Annotated in this window: 19 protein-coding genes; 16 read left to right on the top strand and 3 right to left on the bottom strand. The window is 36.9% G+C overall.

The window, feature by feature from the left end; all coding sequences use genetic code 11:
• Positions 1-19 precede the first annotated feature (19 nt).
• From HDE68_RS18600 to HDE68_RS18575, 6 genes are all read left to right on the top strand, one after another.
• Positions 20-1345, top strand: coding sequence for a DUF4833 domain-containing protein (locus HDE68_RS18600; protein WP_183883730.1), 1326 nt, complete (start codon positions 20-22; stop codon positions 1343-1345).
• Positions 1346-1444: 99 nt separating this feature from the next.
• Positions 1445-2092 (top strand): sterol desaturase family protein, encoded by a 648-nt coding sequence (locus HDE68_RS18595; RefSeq protein WP_183883729.1) that lies wholly within the window; start codon positions 1445-1447, stop codon positions 2090-2092.
• A complete protein-coding gene (locus HDE68_RS18590) occupies positions 2067-3005 on the top strand; it encodes a phosphatase PAP2 family protein (RefSeq protein ID WP_183883728.1) in 939 nt (312 codons plus the stop codon). Before HDE68_RS18595 ends, HDE68_RS18590 begins: the two co-directional genes overlap by 26 nt.
• Positions 3006-3110: 105 nt before the next feature.
• Positions 3111-4484, top strand: a complete 1374-nt coding sequence (gene xseA, locus HDE68_RS18585; RefSeq protein ID WP_221300798.1) for an exodeoxyribonuclease VII large subunit — start codon at positions 3111-3113, stop codon at positions 4482-4484.
• Positions 4462-4668: an exodeoxyribonuclease VII small subunit gene (xseB, locus tag HDE68_RS18580; protein WP_183883727.1), complete on the top strand. Its 207-nt coding sequence runs from the start codon at positions 4462-4464 to the stop codon at positions 4666-4668. The genes xseA and xseB overlap by 23 nt, the downstream gene beginning before the upstream one ends.
• 38 nt (positions 4669-4706) lie before the next feature.
• Positions 4707-5621 (top strand): tetratricopeptide repeat protein, encoded by a 915-nt coding sequence (locus HDE68_RS18575; RefSeq protein WP_183883726.1) that lies wholly within the window; start codon positions 4707-4709, stop codon positions 5619-5621.
• On the opposite strand, the gene HDE68_RS18570 is transcribed toward HDE68_RS18575, so the two are convergent.
• Positions 5618-5980 carry a response regulator transcription factor gene (locus HDE68_RS18570; RefSeq protein WP_183883725.1) on the bottom strand — a complete coding sequence of 121 codons (363 nt, stop codon included), beginning with the start codon at positions 5978-5980 and terminating at the stop codon, positions 5618-5620. The two genes, HDE68_RS18575 and HDE68_RS18570, sit on opposite strands and share 4 nt — an antisense overlap.
• 191 nt (positions 5981-6171) lie before the next feature.
• Between HDE68_RS18570 and HDE68_RS26375 the strand changes: the two genes are divergently transcribed.
• Genes HDE68_RS26375 through HDE68_RS18560 form a run of 3 tightly spaced genes read left to right on the top strand, consistent with a single transcriptional unit; the run spans position 6172 to position 6885 of the window.
• Positions 6172-6330, top strand: a complete 159-nt coding sequence (locus tag HDE68_RS26375) for a hypothetical protein (RefSeq protein ID WP_221300794.1) — start codon at positions 6172-6174, stop codon at positions 6328-6330.
• 37 nt (positions 6331-6367) lie between these two features.
• Positions 6368-6502, top strand: a complete 135-nt coding sequence (locus tag HDE68_RS26580; RefSeq protein WP_260171806.1) for a hypothetical protein — start codon at positions 6368-6370, stop codon at positions 6500-6502.
• A complete protein-coding gene (locus HDE68_RS18560) occupies positions 6499-6885 on the top strand; it encodes an acyl-CoA thioesterase (protein WP_183883724.1) in 387 nt (128 codons plus the stop codon). The genes HDE68_RS26580 and HDE68_RS18560 overlap by 4 nt, the downstream gene beginning before the upstream one ends.
• A gap of 72 nt (positions 6886-6957) precedes the next feature.
• On the opposite strand, the gene HDE68_RS18555 is transcribed toward HDE68_RS18560, so the two are convergent.
• A complete protein-coding gene (locus HDE68_RS18555; protein WP_183883723.1) occupies positions 6958-7974 on the bottom strand; it encodes a Gfo/Idh/MocA family oxidoreductase in 1017 nt (338 codons plus the stop codon).
• Here HDE68_RS18555 and rpiA point away from each other — a divergent pair.
• A complete protein-coding gene (rpiA, locus tag HDE68_RS18550; protein WP_183883722.1) occupies positions 7973-8704 on the top strand; it encodes a ribose 5-phosphate isomerase A in 732 nt (243 codons plus the stop codon). The genes HDE68_RS18555 and rpiA overlap by 2 nt on opposite strands.
• 74 nt (positions 8705-8778) lie before the next feature.
• Here rpiA and HDE68_RS18545 read toward each other — a convergent pair whose 3' ends face one another.
• Complete coding sequence (locus HDE68_RS18545) at positions 8779-9969, bottom strand: aminopeptidase C (protein ID WP_183883721.1); 1191 nt, start codon at positions 9967-9969, stop codon at positions 8779-8781.
• 224 nt (positions 9970-10193) lie between these two features.
• Between HDE68_RS18545 and HDE68_RS18540 the strand changes: the two genes are divergently transcribed.
• The 6 genes from HDE68_RS18540 (at position 10194) to HDE68_RS18515 (ending at position 16643) form a co-directional block, all read left to right on the top strand.
• Positions 10194-11237 carry a CobW family GTP-binding protein gene (locus tag HDE68_RS18540; protein WP_183883720.1) on the top strand — a complete coding sequence of 348 codons (1044 nt, stop codon included), beginning with the start codon at positions 10194-10196 and terminating at the stop codon, positions 11235-11237.
• A 12-nt stretch (positions 11238-11249) separates the two neighbouring features.
• Complete coding sequence (locus tag HDE68_RS18535) at positions 11250-13826, top strand: M1 family metallopeptidase (protein WP_183883719.1); 2577 nt, start codon at positions 11250-11252, stop codon at positions 13824-13826.
• Between the two features lie 84 nt (positions 13827-13910).
• Entirely contained in the window at positions 13911-14357 is a 447-nt protein-coding gene (locus tag HDE68_RS18530) for an antitoxin Xre-like helix-turn-helix domain-containing protein (protein ID WP_221300792.1), read from the top strand.
• A gap of 8 nt (positions 14358-14365) precedes the next feature.
• Positions 14366-14833, top strand: a complete 468-nt coding sequence (locus HDE68_RS18525; RefSeq protein ID WP_183883718.1) for an RES family NAD+ phosphorylase — start codon at positions 14366-14368, stop codon at positions 14831-14833.
• A 3-nt stretch (positions 14834-14836) separates the two neighbouring features.
• A complete protein-coding gene (locus HDE68_RS18520; protein ID WP_183883717.1) occupies positions 14837-15703 on the top strand; it encodes an NAD(P)-dependent oxidoreductase in 867 nt (288 codons plus the stop codon).
• 31 nt (positions 15704-15734) lie between these two features.
• Entirely contained in the window at positions 15735-16643 is a 909-nt protein-coding gene (locus tag HDE68_RS18515) for a hypothetical protein (protein ID WP_183883716.1), read from the top strand.
• Positions 16644-16656: the final 13 nt, after the last annotated feature.

The following is a 16656-nucleotide window of genomic DNA, read 5'->3' as shown; positions in this document are numbered from 1 at the left end:
AAAGAATAAAGAAGTATTTATGCAAGCATTATCATTTCGTGATCGTTTACAGCAAACGATTTATAAGGTCATTAACCCTTTTGTAAAAGGGCTGATCCGAATGGGCCTGACACCCAACGCTGTGACTACTATTGGTCTTTTATTAAATGTTGGGGTTGCTGTTATTTTTGTTTTCGGTGCAGAACGCAGTAACAGGGGAGACCTTTCATTTGTAGGCTGGAGTGGGGCTCTTGTCCTCTTTGCCGGACTATTTGATATGCTTGATGGTCAGGTTGCCCGTCTGGGGAATATGAGTTCAAGATTTGGTGCCCTTTATGATTCAGTACTGGATCGTTACAGTGAGCTGATTATGTTTCTTGGTATTTGTTATTACCTGGTTTCTCATCATTATTTCTTAAGCTCATTATTCGCTTTCATTGCTTTGATTGGTTCTATGATGGTAAGTTATACGCGTGCCAGAGCAGAGGGATTAGGTGTTCAGAGTAAAGGGGGATTAATGCAACGGCCTGAACGGGTTGTCACTATTGGTATCTGTGCAATGGCGGCAGGTATTGCGGGACACTATATTGGTGGTGATTATAAGGTCTATGTACCAGGTATCTCTTTCCATATTTTTGAGACAATCTCTATTTTTACAATCCCTATTACAGTAATGGCTTTTATGACCAATATTACAGCTATAAACAGATTAAGGGATGCTAAGAAAGCATTAGACGCACAAGAACTTAATGAGAAAAAAGAAGAAGCTTTAAGCGCTGATAAAAACAACCCTTTAACAATTGTTATCACCGGATTGTTTCTATTGACTGCTTTATTCAGTTTTGGATCGGCAACTACTGCTGCTGCACAAACGCAGGATGTAAGTAATCCTTCGCCGATAAAATTCCCTGTTCCAAAAGGCATAGCAAACCAACTTTTTTATGTACAGCGTGACCCTAATACCAATACAATCATTTGTGAGTTAAATGTAAATGCCAAAGGTCAGGTAGATAAAGATAATCCTGTTCATGTTTACTGGATTCGTTACACAGAAGATGAATCAAGAAAAGAGCTGGGATATATTCAACGCAAATTTGCTTACGGAATAGAGTCGAAAGCATTACCTAACGATCAGTTTGAATTGCGCTTTGTTTCTCATAAGAAATTGCCTTTGTATTTGTCGAAAGATGAAGATGATAAAAAATATCATGTTTATGTGACAGTGAATAATAAGAAAATTCAGGTAGAACGCATATTTTTGCGGATAGAAGGCGGATCGTTCTGGTTGCCCAATGTAAAGTATGTCGAAATTAAGGGTTTGAATACTTCAAACAACACGTTAATTACCGAACGGATTAAAATTTAAGTATACGCTCATGAAGCCATGATGATCTTATCTTATATTTTCATAGAATATAAGATTATGATAGCTTCATAACAGTTTTTTTAAACAAAAAATACTCTCATGAAAAAGAATTTTATATCGAACTCCTCTGAATCTATCAGGATGTTCAAGAGTGGTTTATTAGAAAAATTATCAAAAGTTGATTTCTATGTGCCACTTATAGTTTTTATACCTGTTATTGCATTTTTAATATGGAAAGCTTTTGTAGATATACAAATGAGTTTCTTAGGATTTGCAGGATGGCTTGTTCTTGGTTTGTTTATATGGACGATAACGGAATATATTATGCACCGTTATATTTTTCATTTTTATCCAAGTTCAAAAATTGGTAAAAGGATACATTTCATTTTTCATGGTGTTCATCATGATTATCCTAATGATGCGAAGAGATTGGTAATGCCGCCGTCGGCAAGTATTCCTATGGCTCTGGCCCTGTACTTTTTATTTCTTTATATCTTGCCTGCTGGTACTATTTTTGCTTTCTTTGCAGGGTTTCTGATAGGATATTTATTTTATGATATGGTGCATTATGCTTTACATCATGCAAATTTTAAAAGCCCGTTCTGGAAAAAACTAAAGCAACACCATATGTTACATCATTATTCTGATTCTACCAAAGGGTATGGCGTAAGCTCTGCAATCTGGGATAAAGTTTTGGGATCAGATTTTATAAAAAAAGTAAATGACAGACCAGATACGGCTGAATAAACCATTTTTTTCGGTAAGAGACATCATTGCGACTACTTTGATTTCTCTTGCTTATTTGCTGATCTCTTATTTCTTAATTGGATTTAAGAGCCAGCAAGTTGTACTACTGGTAATTTTCAACTCTTTATATTACGCCTCTACAATAACAAGAAAGTTTATCCTTGGATTCTCCATCTTTATAGTTTACTGGATAATTTTTGATTATATGAAGGCATTTCCTAATTATGCCTTCAATAGAGTACACATTGCAGAATTATATAATCTAGAAAAACATGTTTTTGGGATTTTTTCTGATGGTCGTGTATTGACACCGAATGAATACTGGAGAATACATGGTAATACAGCACTGGACGTTATAGGTGGAATATTTTACCTTATGTGGATACCTGTGCCTATGATATTTGCTGGTTATCTCTTTTTTGCAAATAGAAAACAATTTATCCAGTTTCTGGTAACGTTTGTTCTGGTCAACCTGATCGGTTTTGTAATCTATTATCTTTATCCTGCTGCACCACCCTGGTATGTCCAGTATCACGGGTTTGTATTTGAGGCACATACAGCCGGAAATACTGCCGGATTGGTTAAATTTGACCGTTTCTTTAATGCACCTATCTTCAAATCGATTTATAGTAACGGATCTAATGTTTTTGCTGCAATGCCTTCTTTACATTCTTCTTATCCGGTAATTGTACTGTATTATGGGTTAAAAAACAGATTAGGGCTTGTCAATATTTTCTTTGGTATTGTAACACTGGGTATTTGGTTTACAGCAGTCTATACAAGCCATCACTATGTATTGGATGTATTATCCGGAATTACCTGTGCAGCTGTTGGAATCAGTCTTTTTAACTGGCTGGCTAAACATAGTGTATTAAAGGTATTTCTTGAAAAAATGTACACTGTAGTCATTTAGTTAGCTGTATTCCTGATTTGAAGATTGATTCTGCTTCAAAATGTATAATTTTACTTAAGAGTCTGTAAAAAAATTAAGCATTCTCTTATTTAAACATAAGAAATTTTGGCAGCTATACCTTCTATAAAATTATCGGAACTTACCCGTCAGATCCATGATACTATTCATAGTGTTTTCGGATCAAAGACTTTTTGGGTAATTGCTGATATCACTAATTATACATATAAGCCGCAGAGTAATTTTCATTATTTTGAATTAGTAGAAAAAGATAAATCTTCTGCAAAAATTCTGGCAAAAATAGGAGGGAGAGCCTGGGGAAATGCTTCAGTAAATATTTCAAACTTCGAGAAAGCCACAGGACAGCAATTTAAGAATGATATCAATGTATTAATTCAGGTTGCTGTACAATATAATCCATCGTTTGGTTTACAGTTAAACCTGCTGGATATTGATACTAATTTTACGCTGGGGCGGTTTGAACAGCAGCGGAAGGAAACATTGGACAGACTGGTGAGAGAGAATCCTTCTTTTATCAGGTTTATAGATGGAAAATACCATACCCGAAACAACGAACTGGCTTTAAACAGCGTATTGCAACGAATAGCAGTAATCTCTTCTGATACTTCTGCAGGTTATCACGATTTTAAACATACACTTGAAAATAACACTTTTGGTTATCGTTTTGAGATTGATGATTATTTTGCCCTGGTTCAGGGGGAGGGAAATGCCGGACAGTTTTTAGCTAAGCTTATCCAGGTATTTGGATCGGGCAAAACTTATGATGCACTGGTGATTATCAGGGGAGGTGGCGCACAGACTGATTTCCTTATTTTTGATAATTATGAGCTGAATCGCGCGATCGCTAAATTCCCCATACCAGTGATCACCGGTATAGGACATCAGAAAAATGAAACTATCGCCGATTTAATGGCACATACTTCTACAAAAACTCCAACTAAGGCAGCAGAAATGCTGATTGCCCATAACAGAAATTTTGAGGAATCTGTTTTATCAATCCAGCAGCATTTGGTTATCCGGACTTTTCAAATGATGAACCAGCATAAGGAGCAGATGACCCGCTTGAATCAGGTTATCATTAATTCAGCTAAGAATATGCTGCATGAAAAACACAGGAACATACTGAACTTATCAGGTATGATACTTACCAACCCTAAGATTATCATTTCTAACAGAAGTAAAGACCTGAAAAATGTACTGGCAAATTTCAAATCTTTTAACCGTATGTATTTTACAAATCATATACGTTATATTGGTCATTTTGAATCGGTGGTCAGGATGATGAGCCCGCAGAATATTCTGAATAAAGGTTTTGCAATTGTTAAGGTGAATGGTTTAATTGTAAGTGATGCTGATGCTATTCTGCCTGGTACAGAGTTGACTGTAAGCCTGGCTTCGACGGAAATTAACACAAAAGTTTTATCTAAAATACCCCGCAATGGAAAAGAATTTGAATTATGAGGCAGCATATCTGGAGCTGACCCAAATCGCTCAGGAAATAGAAACTGAAGCTGTTTCTGTTGATGTACTTGCCGAAAGAGTAAAACGGGCTTCTGAGCTGATTGCTTTTTGTCAGACTAAATTGCGGTCTACAGAGACCGAAGTCAACAAAATTATAAAGCAGATGGAAAACCAACCCTTATAACTACCTTCGTATACCGTTTAATTTAAAAAAAATCAGCCATGTTAGTTTATAGTCCGGAAGAAGAAGAAGTATTTTTTGATCAGATTGATCAGGTTTATACACTGACAGAGTCACAAAATTTAGAAGAAGCTGAGCAGCTTTTATTGGAAATTGATGGATCCATCCCTCATCCTAAAGAGAATTGTAGTGTTGGTGGCATATTGCTGGATAGCATTTTCTCTTTTTATGAGCAGACCGGTCAGGTTGAAAAGGCATTGCCTCATTTTTTAAAAGAAACTGAATATCTTCAGGAAAAAATGAAAACTGAAACTATTAAAAGTTTTGGCCATTTTATTACCACTGGCAGTATTTACTATGCTATGGGTGAGCTGGATAAAGCCAGGGCGTATTTTAAAATTGCTCATGGTTTGGGTAAAAACAGTATTTTCCATGATTTTAATGCTGATTTTCTGCATATGGCAGTAAGTTCTGACATAGAATTCGAAGAATTCAAACAGAACTTTGTTCCTGTTGACCCTGCACAGCAGGAAGAACTTACCGATGAACAGCAGGATTTAATGGAAGAGTATTGTGATCAGGGAAACCTGGAGATGGATGCTGAAAATTTTGAAAAAGCAGCTGAATGGTTCCGGAAGGCACTGGATGTATTGCCAGAGCCTAAAGAAGACTGGGAAGCTGCAGGTTGGGTTTCCGCTTCTTGTGGTGACGCTTATTTCAGCGCTGGTCAGTATAAAGAGGCTTTGGGGCATTTGCTTCTGGCGCATGATATCTATAGCAGCGAAGAAGAAATTAACCCTTTTGTACTACTTAGGTTAGGAGAGACTTATTTTGAGCTTGGTGACCATGAAAATGCAAACCAGCATTTATTAGCTGCTTATCAGATGGAAGGTGCAGACCTTTTTGAAGATGATCAGAAATACCTGAAATACCTCAAAACACAGCATAAGCTTTAAGCGCTGATTAATTGTTGTTCTATAGTTGATAATAAGAAAGAGATATCGAAAGGTTTAGGTACAACTTCATCTGCACATATCTCTTTCACTACTTCTGCTTTTGGATGGGTGGATAATACAATAACGGGTATATGGTTGTAACCCTCAGTTGCCTTAATCGTTTTACATAGAGCAGTCCCTTCTTCGGTAGGGCTGATAATATCCAGGAGAATTACATCAGGCTGAAAGTCCCTGATATGCGCAAAAACTTCATTTTCTGAAGATAATAAATCAATGATATAACCTTCATCAGTAAGTACAATATTAATTAGTTCAAGAATATCTCTGTTCTTTTCCAATACTAATATCTTTTTATTCATAAGGGTCAGTTCCTGTCTGTTTGGGTTTGTTTAAGAGACCTGATAATTTGCAAACAAAAGTAATTACAAAATCTGAGCTATATGAAATCAGAGCGTCATTTTTCTGAGATGTTCTAAGCTATTGAACTTATGATCAGTCTGCTGCGTAGTTTGTTGCTGATGTGAGCACTATTGAATGTTTACGTTCACAAATGGAATTGCCTGATGCTTTTGCTGATTTCAATTATTCAAATGAAATAAGACCGGGTGTTTATGATATTTACGCTCCAGGGGGTCAATCAAAACAAGAAATGCTACAATTGCTGGTGAAAGTGAAGGCTGTAATCCCATTCCGGCCACCCTGGTTATAGGTTGGTCCGGATTGCGTTTTAAAAACATGTCATTGGGATGAAAAAATTATTGGGAACGGTTGAGGCTGCAAAAGAATTGCGGTTATCAGTAAAAGAACCAGTAGATTTGCAGGCTTCAACAGGTAATCTGCACACAGATCACCTGTTTTTATTACAAAAAACACAAAAATGACTATAGAAGAGAAGATTAAAGCATCAGAGACCAGGATTTTTAAAGCCGTATTCCCTAATACTACCAATCATTATGATACCCTGTTTGGTGGAACTGCGATGCACATGATGGATGAGGTGGCATTTATTACTGCTACAAGATTTAGCCGTCAGAGAATGGTTACAGTGAGCAGCGATAGGATCGATTTTAAAATGCCGATAGCTGCAGGTACTATTGTTGAACTGATTGGTACAGTAAGCCATATTGGAAATACCAGTATGAAAGTAAAGGTAGAAATTTATGTGGAGCAGATGTATTGTGAGGATCGTGAAAAAGCGGTTACTGGTGAATTCTCATTTGTAGCTATTGATGAGCATAAAAAGCCTACAGCAATTATTAAATAAATATTAAACCGGTTTCAAAAGGTTAATATTCGAAACGGGCCTCATTTCCAGATAAATGAGGCCCGTTTATATTTATTTGCTTTCCAGTATGGTGATTTGCTGAATAATCTGTTCTTCTTTTACGGGATAAGGTTTCCCTTCTCTGATTGTTTGGTAAACAGCATCAAATAAATGAATATAAGAGGCTTTACCGGGTGGAATAACTTCTTTTGTGATTTTACCATTTGTATCGATGGTACTTAACACTCCTTCTTTTCCTGGTAATTCAATTCCGAACAAAGGATTATTCGGGCTCATATTTTTTAATAATTGTGTTTCCTGTATATCAGAACGGTGTTTAATATAAGATCCTTTAGTTCCATTAATTACAAATGCAGGCTGCTGTTCTACAACCAGCATGCTCATCGTTATAAATACCTGTAGATTTTCAGGATATTTTAAATGGATACAGGCATAATCATCTACTTGTGTATCCGGGCGGTAATATCCAAGGGTTTTGGTCCATTCCAATGGTTCACCAAATAAAGCAAATACCATATCCAGTAAATGAGGGCCAAGATCATACAATAGCCCGCTGCCTGGCATAGGTGTTTCTTTGAAAACCTTGGGACCAATGGTATAACGGTATCTGTCATAACGAATATGGGCTTCTACGGGCCTGCCGAGCTTACCACTATCGACAACATCTTTTGCAGCCAGAAAATCGCTGTCATAACGGCGGTTTTGATAGGGAAGGATATAAAGATTATGCTCTTTTGCTGTTGCAAAAAGCAGATCGGCCTCTGCTGCTGTAACGGTAAAGGGTTTTTCTACTAAAACATGTTTACCAGCACGGAGTGCTTTCTGCGCAAATTCAAAATGTGTATAATTCGGGGTATTGATAATAACGAGTTCAATTTCCTGGTCTGCAATAAGTTCATCTACAGAGTTGTAGCTTTTTATTCCTGGAAAACGCAATTTTGCTGTTTTTTCAGATCTTTCTACTACAGCAGACAGGTTAAAACCAGCATGTGCATCTACGAAGGGGGCGTGAAATAACTTTCCAGACATTCCAAAGGATAATATGCCTGTATTTATAGGTTTTTGCATGGATAAATATATTAAATTTAGCCCGGATACTAATTCGATTCAGATGATTGATTACAAATTAGAAGCTGCAAAAGCTTCCCTGGTTTTTATAAAAAGCGGACAGATTATCGGGTTGGGAGCAGGTAGTACAATTGTGCATCTGATTAACCTGATCAGTGAAAAAGAAGAACTGGCTGCATCAATAACATTTGTGTCTTCTTCTTTTAAGACACGGGCCTATCTGATTGAAAAGAAATTAAAGGTTTTGTTTTCCAGTACGATAGCAAAAATTGATATCTATTTTGATGGCTGTGACCAGTTTGATCCGGCATTGAATGCATTGAAAAGTGGAGGTGGGATTCATACCAGTGAAAAGATTCTGGCTTCAATGGCTGATGAATTTATATTAATGGGAGATGAAAGTAAAATGGCAATAAAACTGGATCATACTTATCCATTGGTCATCGAAGTTTTGCAGGAAGCACTACCAGTTGTGCTGAACCGGATAAGGCTTATTTATCCTGCGGTATCAGTTCAATTGAGAATGAGCAATCAAAAAGATGGAGCGCTTATTTCGGACAATGGAAATTTGCTGGCAGATGTTTATTTTACAGAGTTACCCGAGTTGAGGGCTTTGAATATTGCAGTTAAAATGATTCCGGGTATTGTAGATCATTCTTTGTTTTATGGTATGGCTACAAAAGCTGTCATTGCTGGCAAAAATGGAACAAGGGTTATATTACCCGTATAATTAAATGAAGAAGGGGTTAAATTACGTTATCCAACGTAATTTAACCCCTTCTTCATTTGTTGATTATCTGGACCTTAGATGCCCAGGTTTTTTCTGATTGCTGCTGGTATACCACCTTTGTTCAATAAGAAAGCAGTAGTTTTATATTTTACAAAATTCTTAGTTACGTATAAATAACCTTTATAGTCATTTGTTACACCCCATGAGTTTTTAACGATATAATATTCTTTACCATTCTGATCTTTAGCTAATCCAACGATATGCATACCGTGGTCATCAGTAGTTTCATAGTTGTCAAAAGCTAACTGACGGTTTTCCTGAGTGATTTCCATTTCTGGTTTTGGCTCGCTGAACATAGTCGCTTTTTCCTGCTCGTTCATTTCTTCATATGGTTTAGCAGGTACATAAGCTACACCATTTTTATAAGAGAATGATTTTTCACTTACATCAGTAGCCCAGGCTACAGAATAACCTTTTTTCAAAGCATTGTCAATGATGTCAGTGATTTCATTCACTTTTACATTGTAAACCTGATCAAATGACCAGTTGTCCGGTACTAACAAAGTGAATTTGCTGTAGAAAGGATGATCATTGAATGAAGATAATTCTACATAGTCATCAGGATTAATGCCAACTACCTGTTTAGCGAAAGTCTGCGGGGTATAGCTTTTACCTTTGTAATCAAATTTTTCAGGAACCTGGCCCAAATAAGCGTCAATTGCAGCTGTATAAGCTTTTTGCCAGTTTGGTGTTAACGTTTTATTTTTAACTACTGCTTCTAAAATAGCGGTAGTAATTGTACCCATCTCACCAAATTTATTGATTTTAGTACCATAGTTTAAACCAGTATAGTTTACTTGTGGAACTGTACCATATTGTCTGTACATATTGATTACATCATGCAAAGCACCACCGTCACCTAAGTTTAAAGATCCGTGCATACGTACATAACTTTTACCTTTTTCTACATAAGCATTACGTGCTGTGAAGATTTCAGATAAAGCTACAGGCTCTTTTCCCATTCTGATCATTTCTGATTCAATGAAAGAGTTTGTAGAATAGCTCCAGCAAGTTCCTGAAGAACCCTGGTTTTTAACAGATGTATTTTCAAGGTTAATCACATCCGTGAATTTGAAACCTGAAGTACTGTTTGCAGATTGATTGTTTTTTAATGAATTTACCAGGTTGTCCTGAGCAAATCCGAAAGTAGAACTTAACAATAGTCCTGAGGCAAAGACTAAAGGTCTAAATATTGATTTATTCATTATTGTGTGTTTAATTAGTATTCCAGGTAGTTAATTTTCGCAACTTTATTGCATTTGAGTATCTTTGTCCCGCAATGTACATCTTTTAGGCAATATTGAAAAAATATTAAAAGGAAAATATGCTAAACAACATAAAATTTACACAGTGAAATGCCAGGCGTTATTTTATTTGGTAAAAGATGTACTGATAGCTTAAGTTTGTGATTTAAAATGATACCAATCTGATGAAATATATGAAGGCAAAAGAAGTGACTATCCTTACAGGATTTTTAGGCGCAGGCAAAACAACAGTGCTGAATGCGGTAATTTCGAAAATGAAGGATACCCGCTTCGCTATTATAGAAAATGAAATTGGTTCAGAAAGTATCGATGCAGGGCTGATCATTAAAGGGGATGAGGATGTAATAGAACTAAACAATGGATGTATATGCTGTACGCTGAATGATGATTTGTTCGATATCTTAAACAATTTATGGGAGAAAAAGGATTCATGGGATCATCTGATTATAGAGGCTACCGGAATTGCTGACCCTGCTAATATTGCTCATCCTTTTCTGACCATGGATCAGGTAAAAAGAGGGTATGATCTAAAAAGAGTGATTTGTATTGTAGATGCTGAGCTGATAGAGGATCAGTTAAAGGAACGTCCTGAGGCAATTCAGCAGATTGCTTTTAGTGATAGCATCTTATTAAATAAGGTAGAGAAGGTTAGTGAGCGTTATGTTACAGAGTTACAGGCTATTTTAAAGGCTATAAACCCATTTGCAGAAATTCTGATTGCTACGAAAGATGATTTTCAGGTCAGAAAGATGTTTTCCAGAGCGCGTTTTGCTAATTTTTACAGTAATCCCAAACCAGTATCCACTCCTAAAGGGATGTTTAGTTTAGGAACCGGTACGAATGAAAAACAAGGTTTAATGGCTTTTGCAGCTTCACATAACCGGCACGGGCATAGTGATATTGAGACTATACTTTTAAAATATAAAGAAAGTCTTGATATTGAAGTACTTGAACACCGGATGATGGTGTTTTTAATTGCCCAATCGGCTAATGTATACCGGATTAAAGGGATTATTTACAGCCATATTTTTCAAAGCAGAATTGTATTACAGACTGTTGGTAAATCTCTTTCTATTACTTTAGGTGAAACCTGGCTGCCAGAGGAAATCAAAGAAACCAAGATTGTTGTGATCGGGAAAGACCTTAAAGTATATGGATTTGACAAAATGTTCCGTACTTGTCTGTATCCCGGATCTGAACAAAAATAGTACATTGCCATTATGACTCTTCGATTTGAATTCCTTTTGTTTCTGTTTATTGTATTTGTTTCCTGTTCCTCGCGAAAGGTCATTCCTGATCCGGTTGTTGAAACCGGGGTGAGCAGGTCACTGGCTGTTTATCGTAAATCAGTACTTACTGAGATTCATTATAAGCTCGAACTGAATATACCTGCTCAGAAAAAGGAAGCAATTTCTGCACATGAAGTTCTGAATTTTAATCTGAGTACAGCCAGATTGCCTTTGCAGCTGGATTTTAAAGAGGATCCCTCAAAAATCAGTTTGCTGACTATCAATGGAAAAACTGCGTCTGTGAAACATGATAAGGAACACTTGATCCTGCTGCCAGAGTTTTTGAAAAAGGGTGATAATGAAGTGCGTATTTTATTCAAAGCAGGTGAGGGGGCATTAAACAGAAATTCTGATTACCTGTATACTTTATTTGTTCCGGACAGAGCGAGGACAGTTTTTCCATGTTTCGACCAGCCGGACCTGAAAGCAACTTATACACTCACACTTCATTTACCCAAAGACTGGAAGGCGATAGCAAATGCTGAACTTAAAGATTCGGTACAAGAGCAGTACCGGACAACGTATCATTATAAAACTTCTGATTTGTTAAGTACTTATCTGTTTGCTTTTGCTGCTGGTAAATTTGAATTGTATAAGGGTATTGTGAATAATCTGCAGGCAAATTTCTTATACCGGGAAACAGATACAGGTAAGCTTAAACCAAGCTTGCCTGCTATATATGATATTCATTCTGCTTCTTTAAAATATTTTGAAGACTGGACAGCTATACCATATCCTTTCCGGAAATTTGGTTTTGTAGCTATTCCTGATTTTCAGTTTGGTGGGATGGAACATCCGGGAGCGATTCAATATAAAGCAGCCAGTTTGTTTTTAGATGCTGGTGCAACTAAAGATCAGCTAAATTCCCGTAATAACCTTATTGCACACGAAACCGCACATATGTGGTTTGGAGATCTGGTTACTATGGACTGGTTTTCGGATGTTTGGATGAAAGAGGTGTTTGCTAATTTTATGGCTGATAAAAGTGCAGAAGGATCAGGGAGTAAAGATGATTATTCGCTTAAATTCCTTATTGATCACTTTCCTGCTGCTTATGCTGTAGATCGTACTGAGGGTGCGAATCCTATCCGTCAGCCACTTGATAACCTGAAAGATGCAGGGACGCTTTATGGAAATATTATTTATCATAAAGCCCCTGTGATGATGCAGCAGCTGGAGAAATTGATGGGAAAAAATAAATTTCAGCAGGGGGTAAGAGAATATCTGAAGAAATTTGCAAATAGCAATGCTTCCTGGCCTGATTTAATCCGTATTCTGGATGATCATACTCCTGTTGATCTTGAAAAATGGAATAAAATATGGGTCAATGAAAGCGGCAGGCCAGTAATTGACTATCAGATAGCTTATCAGAGTAATAAAATCAGTGCACTGACAGTTACTCAGCAAGCTGAATATGGAGAAAAAAGGATCTGGCCGCAGACTTTTGAAATTACTTTATTTTATCCTGGCTTAGTTAAGGTAATCAATGCTGATTTAGCAGCTGAGAAACTGGAGCTTAAAGAAGCTGTAGGATTGGAAAAACCATTATTTATACTATTTAATTCTGCAGGGGATGGTTATGGGCAATGGCCGGTTGATCCTTTGATTCAGCAGTATTTATTTAGTTTAGAAAAACCTTTGCATAGGTCTGTAGCCTATATTTCATTATATGAGCAAATGCTGAGTGGTAAAACTATTCAACCAGCAGCCTTGCTGACACTTTTCAGTGAAGGACTGGCAAAAGAAGAAGAAGAGCTCAATATCAGATTGCTGAGTAATTATATAAGTACTATCTACTGGCAGTTTAGTGATGTTAAAGAAAGACAATTATCTTCTGTTGCGCTGGAAGATAAATTATGGTCTGCAATGCTGCTGCAAAAAAGCAGTAACAATAAGAAACAGCTTTTTAAAGCTTATCAGGATATTTTTCTGAGTAAGACAGCAAGAAACAGACTTTATCAAATCTGGAAAAATATGAAGTCCCCTGAAGGAATAACACTTTCGGAAGATGATTATACGAGCCTTGCACTTTCATTAGCTGTAAGAGGTGATGCTGATGATACTATTTTAGGTACACAGGACTCAAGAATTATTAACCCTGACAGGAAGAAGCGTTTTGAATTTATTATTCCTGCTGTTTCTGAAAAAAAAGGTGTTAGAGATGATTTTTTTGACAGTTTGAGATTCCCTGCTAACAGAGCCAAAGAGTCAAATGTCCTGGCAGCTTTATATTATCTTCATCATCCGCTGCGTCAGGAATATAGCGTGGGTTATTTAGAAAAGAGCCTTGGTTTATTAGAAGAGATTCAGTCTACGGGTGATATCTTTTTTCCGCAATCCTGGTTACTGGCTACCTTTAGTACTTATCAAAGTAAAGCAGCAGCAGCTACTGTCAGAGATTTTCTTAAAAATCATCCTGCTTATAATCCACGTCTGAAGGCAAAAATCCTGCAGGCAACTGATAATTTGTTCAGAGCTGAACGATTATCGTCACAGCGGCGTAAATAAGAGATCTTAGCTAAATGGATATACGAATATTTTCAATGTTGATATTGAAAATATTCGTATATTAGTCTTCTAAAACCCGGAGATATGTCAACTACAAGTGTATTACTTTCAGACAAACGAACAGAAACACTTCGCGTCAAATTTAGTGCAATAGACGTAAGTGATGATATGAAGGTGTTTCAATATGCCAGACAAGGGTTAAAGCCAGGGTTATTTTACGATTTTGCCGAGGCGATCAATATATCTAATAAATCACTGGCAGACCTGATTAATATTTCTTCCCGGACTATCAGCAATTATAAAGAACAGAAGAAATTGCTTGAGCCTGTTTATGGAGAGCATTTGCTTAAATTAATAGGGCTTTATAAAAAAGGGGTAGAGCTATTTGGTACTGTTGATGAATTCAGTTACTGGTTAAATAAACCTTTCTGGAATTCCAAAGAACGACCTATGGACTGGCTAACCACTCCGGGAGGCGTAGACCTGGTAGCAGATGAGCTGATAAAAATGGCTTATGGTGATGCTGTTTAAATTTACAGATGATTGTATTCAGAATAGGGCATAAAAATTATGCCGGCTCGCTTACTGCCTCAGGTGTAAATGGAAGGTGGGCTTCGGCTGGTAAACATGTGATTTATTGTGCAGAAAATATCCCGCTGGCCTTTATGGAGAATATGGTGAGGAGACAGGGGGTAGGTTTCAATCAGGACTTTAAAACGGTTTTTATTGAAATTCCGGATGATATGTTAATCAGTACGGTAGAAGAAAGTACACTCGACCCCGATTGGCGTGATCCTTATGACTACAGCCATTGTCAGCCCAGGGGCAATCAATGGTTTGATGATCTGAGGTTTCCTGTGCTCAGGGTTCCATCGGCCGTAATGCCTGAATGTAATAATTATGTGCTTAATACCATGCATCCCGACTTCAAGAGGATTAAATTGGTTGCAGTAACGGATCTTGTGCCGGACGAAAGAATAGAAGATATACTCAAAAAATACCATTAAAAGATGAATAAATTGAAAATAGGATGGATAGGCCTTGGCAATATGGGTACTCCTATGGTTAAAAACCTGGTGAAAGCCGGATTTGAAGTTATGGTGTATAACCGTAACCAGGAGAAAACAAAAGCATTACAGGAAACAATAGCTATCAGGGTGGCTGGTTCACCTGCTGATCTGGTTACTGAGACTGATGTGATTGTAACTATGCTGAGCGATGATACAGCTGTTAAAGAGGTTTTTTTAGGTGAGAATGGGATTTTATCTATTAAACCTGTCAAGGATATAACTGCGGTTGATATGAGTACTGTTTCGCCTGAAACGACTTTACAACTGGCCGCGACTTGTAAAGAACATGGTTTTTCTTATCTTGACGCACCGGTCTCGGGCAGTGTTAAACCTGCTGAAGAGGCACAATTGATTATTATGGTTGGGGGAGAAGAAGAGGTTTATCAAAAAGTAAAACCTGTATTTGATGCCTTAGGAAAATCGTCGGTTTATCTTGGTGAAAATGGAAAAGCAAATGTAGCTAAATTGGCTATTAACCTGTTTCTTGGAATCACTGTACAGGGTTTGGCAGAAGCAGTAGTATTTGCAGAAAAAAATGGACTGGCTGCAACTACATTATTGCCATTGATCAATGCTGGTGCTGTTGGCAGTGGAATGACAAAAATGAAAACAGAAAATATCATTAATAATGATTTTAAGGCAGCTTTTGCTTTGAAGCTCCTTGCTAAAGATATCCGGCTCGCTGGTGCAAACGGCTTGAATACTCCAATCGGTTTATCACTTTCCAATACATTGGATGCTGCGGTTCAAAAAGGGTTAGGTGAAGATGATATGATAGCTGTATTAAAATATATCTCTGAAAATTAATACGAATGATATCAGGTCAGAAAATCTCGCCATGAGTTTAAAGCTAATAAAGTTTATATTTTTCGGTAACTATTTTATCGGTTTACTGGCAGTGGCGCTGACAATTGAATCCACACTACAATTAAAGGTGCCTTTCAATTCTCTGACCTACTATCTGCTATTATTTTTTGCACCTATAGTTTATTATACCTATGCATATATGGGGGCAAAAAATAGTCAGTATACACAAAATCCCAGGACAGCATGGTATGCAGAACATCGTGATTTTATAAGGATAAGCCAGCTGACGCTCAGTTTGATTTGCGGCGGGCTTATTTTTTACATGATGATCAGTAATTTTGAAGCTATACTGCATTTACCCCTTGAATACTGGATTGTTGTCGGAGTGGTAATAGGTATGGCTATCCTGTATTATGGTTTAGTGCCTGTCTTTTTCTTTAATCTCAATTTACGGAATACCGGCTGGTTTAAGCCTTTTATTATTGGTTTTGTATGGGCTGCTACTGCAAACCTCTTACCCTTGATTTTGCTGAAAATACAAGCTGATACAGATGTAGCTAAAACTACGCTCTGGTATTTTCTTTTTATAAAAAACTGGATGTTTTGTACAGTAAATGCGATTATGTTTGATGTAAAGGATTATGCAATTGATTCTAATAGTCAGCTTAAAACATTTGTAGTCAGGATAGGTCTTAAGAAAACAATATTTTACGTATTGATCCCACTTTTGATTACCGGTATGTTATCCTTACTGTTTTTTGCTTATACTGAACATTTCACGGCGCCAAGAGTATTGATTAATCTGATCCCTTTTGTGCTTACTGCAATAGTTGCTTATTCAATGAACAATAGAAAGAAAATATTTTATTATCTTATCGTCATTGATGGACTGATTATGGTCAAAGCAATTTGCGGCATCATTGCTATGCAGTTTGTTTAGTTGTAATTTTAAA

The organism is Pedobacter cryoconitis, assembly GCF_014200605.1.
Taxonomy (GTDB): domain Bacteria; phylum Bacteroidota; class Bacteroidia; order Sphingobacteriales; family Sphingobacteriaceae; genus Pedobacter; species Pedobacter cryoconitis_B.
This window is presented reverse-complemented; position numbering and strand designations above follow the sequence as displayed.

Excerpts from the sequence above, each read along its gene's own strand:
- HDE68_RS18600 (WP_183883730.1), top strand. The coding sequence starts at position 20 with ATGCAAGCATTATCATTTCGTGATCGTTTACAGCAAACGATTTATAAG.
- HDE68_RS18595 (WP_183883729.1), top strand. The coding sequence starts at position 1,445 with ATGAAAAAGAATTTTATATCGAACTCCTCTGAATCTATCAGGATGTTC.
- HDE68_RS18590 (WP_183883728.1), top strand. The coding sequence starts at position 2,067 with ATGACAGACCAGATACGGCTGAATAAACCATTTTTTTCGGTAAGAGAC.
- xseB (WP_183883727.1), top strand. The coding sequence starts at position 4,462 with ATGGAAAAGAATTTGAATTATGAGGCAGCATATCTGGAGCTGACCCAA.
- HDE68_RS18575 (WP_183883726.1), top strand. The coding sequence starts at position 4,707 with ATGTTAGTTTATAGTCCGGAAGAAGAAGAAGTATTTTTTGATCAGATT.
- HDE68_RS18570 (WP_183883725.1), bottom strand. The coding sequence starts at position 5,980 with ATGAATAAAAAGATATTAGTATTGGAAAAGAACAGAGATATTCTTGAA.
- HDE68_RS26375 (WP_221300794.1), top strand. The coding sequence starts at position 6,172 with ATGGAATTGCCTGATGCTTTTGCTGATTTCAATTATTCAAATGAAATA.
- HDE68_RS26580 (WP_260171806.1), top strand. The coding sequence starts at position 6,368 with ATGAAAAAATTATTGGGAACGGTTGAGGCTGCAAAAGAATTGCGGTTA.
- HDE68_RS18560 (WP_183883724.1), top strand. The coding sequence starts at position 6,499 with ATGACTATAGAAGAGAAGATTAAAGCATCAGAGACCAGGATTTTTAAA.
- rpiA (WP_183883722.1), top strand. The coding sequence starts at position 7,973 with ATGGATAAATATATTAAATTTAGCCCGGATACTAATTCGATTCAGATG.
- HDE68_RS18555 (WP_183883723.1), bottom strand. The coding sequence starts at position 7,974 with ATGCAAAAACCTATAAATACAGGCATATTATCCTTTGGAATGTCTGGA.
- HDE68_RS18545 (WP_183883721.1), bottom strand. The coding sequence starts at position 9,969 with ATGAATAAATCAATATTTAGACCTTTAGTCTTTGCCTCAGGACTATTG.
- HDE68_RS18540 (WP_183883720.1), top strand. The coding sequence starts at position 10,194 with ATGAAATATATGAAGGCAAAAGAAGTGACTATCCTTACAGGATTTTTA.
- HDE68_RS18535 (WP_183883719.1), top strand. The coding sequence starts at position 11,250 with ATGACTCTTCGATTTGAATTCCTTTTGTTTCTGTTTATTGTATTTGTT.
- HDE68_RS18530 (WP_221300792.1), top strand. The coding sequence starts at position 13,911 with ATGTCAACTACAAGTGTATTACTTTCAGACAAACGAACAGAAACACTT.
- HDE68_RS18525 (WP_183883718.1), top strand. The coding sequence starts at position 14,366 with ATGATTGTATTCAGAATAGGGCATAAAAATTATGCCGGCTCGCTTACT.
- HDE68_RS18520 (WP_183883717.1), top strand. The coding sequence starts at position 14,837 with ATGAATAAATTGAAAATAGGATGGATAGGCCTTGGCAATATGGGTACT.
- HDE68_RS18515 (WP_183883716.1), top strand. The coding sequence starts at position 15,735 with ATGAGTTTAAAGCTAATAAAGTTTATATTTTTCGGTAACTATTTTATC.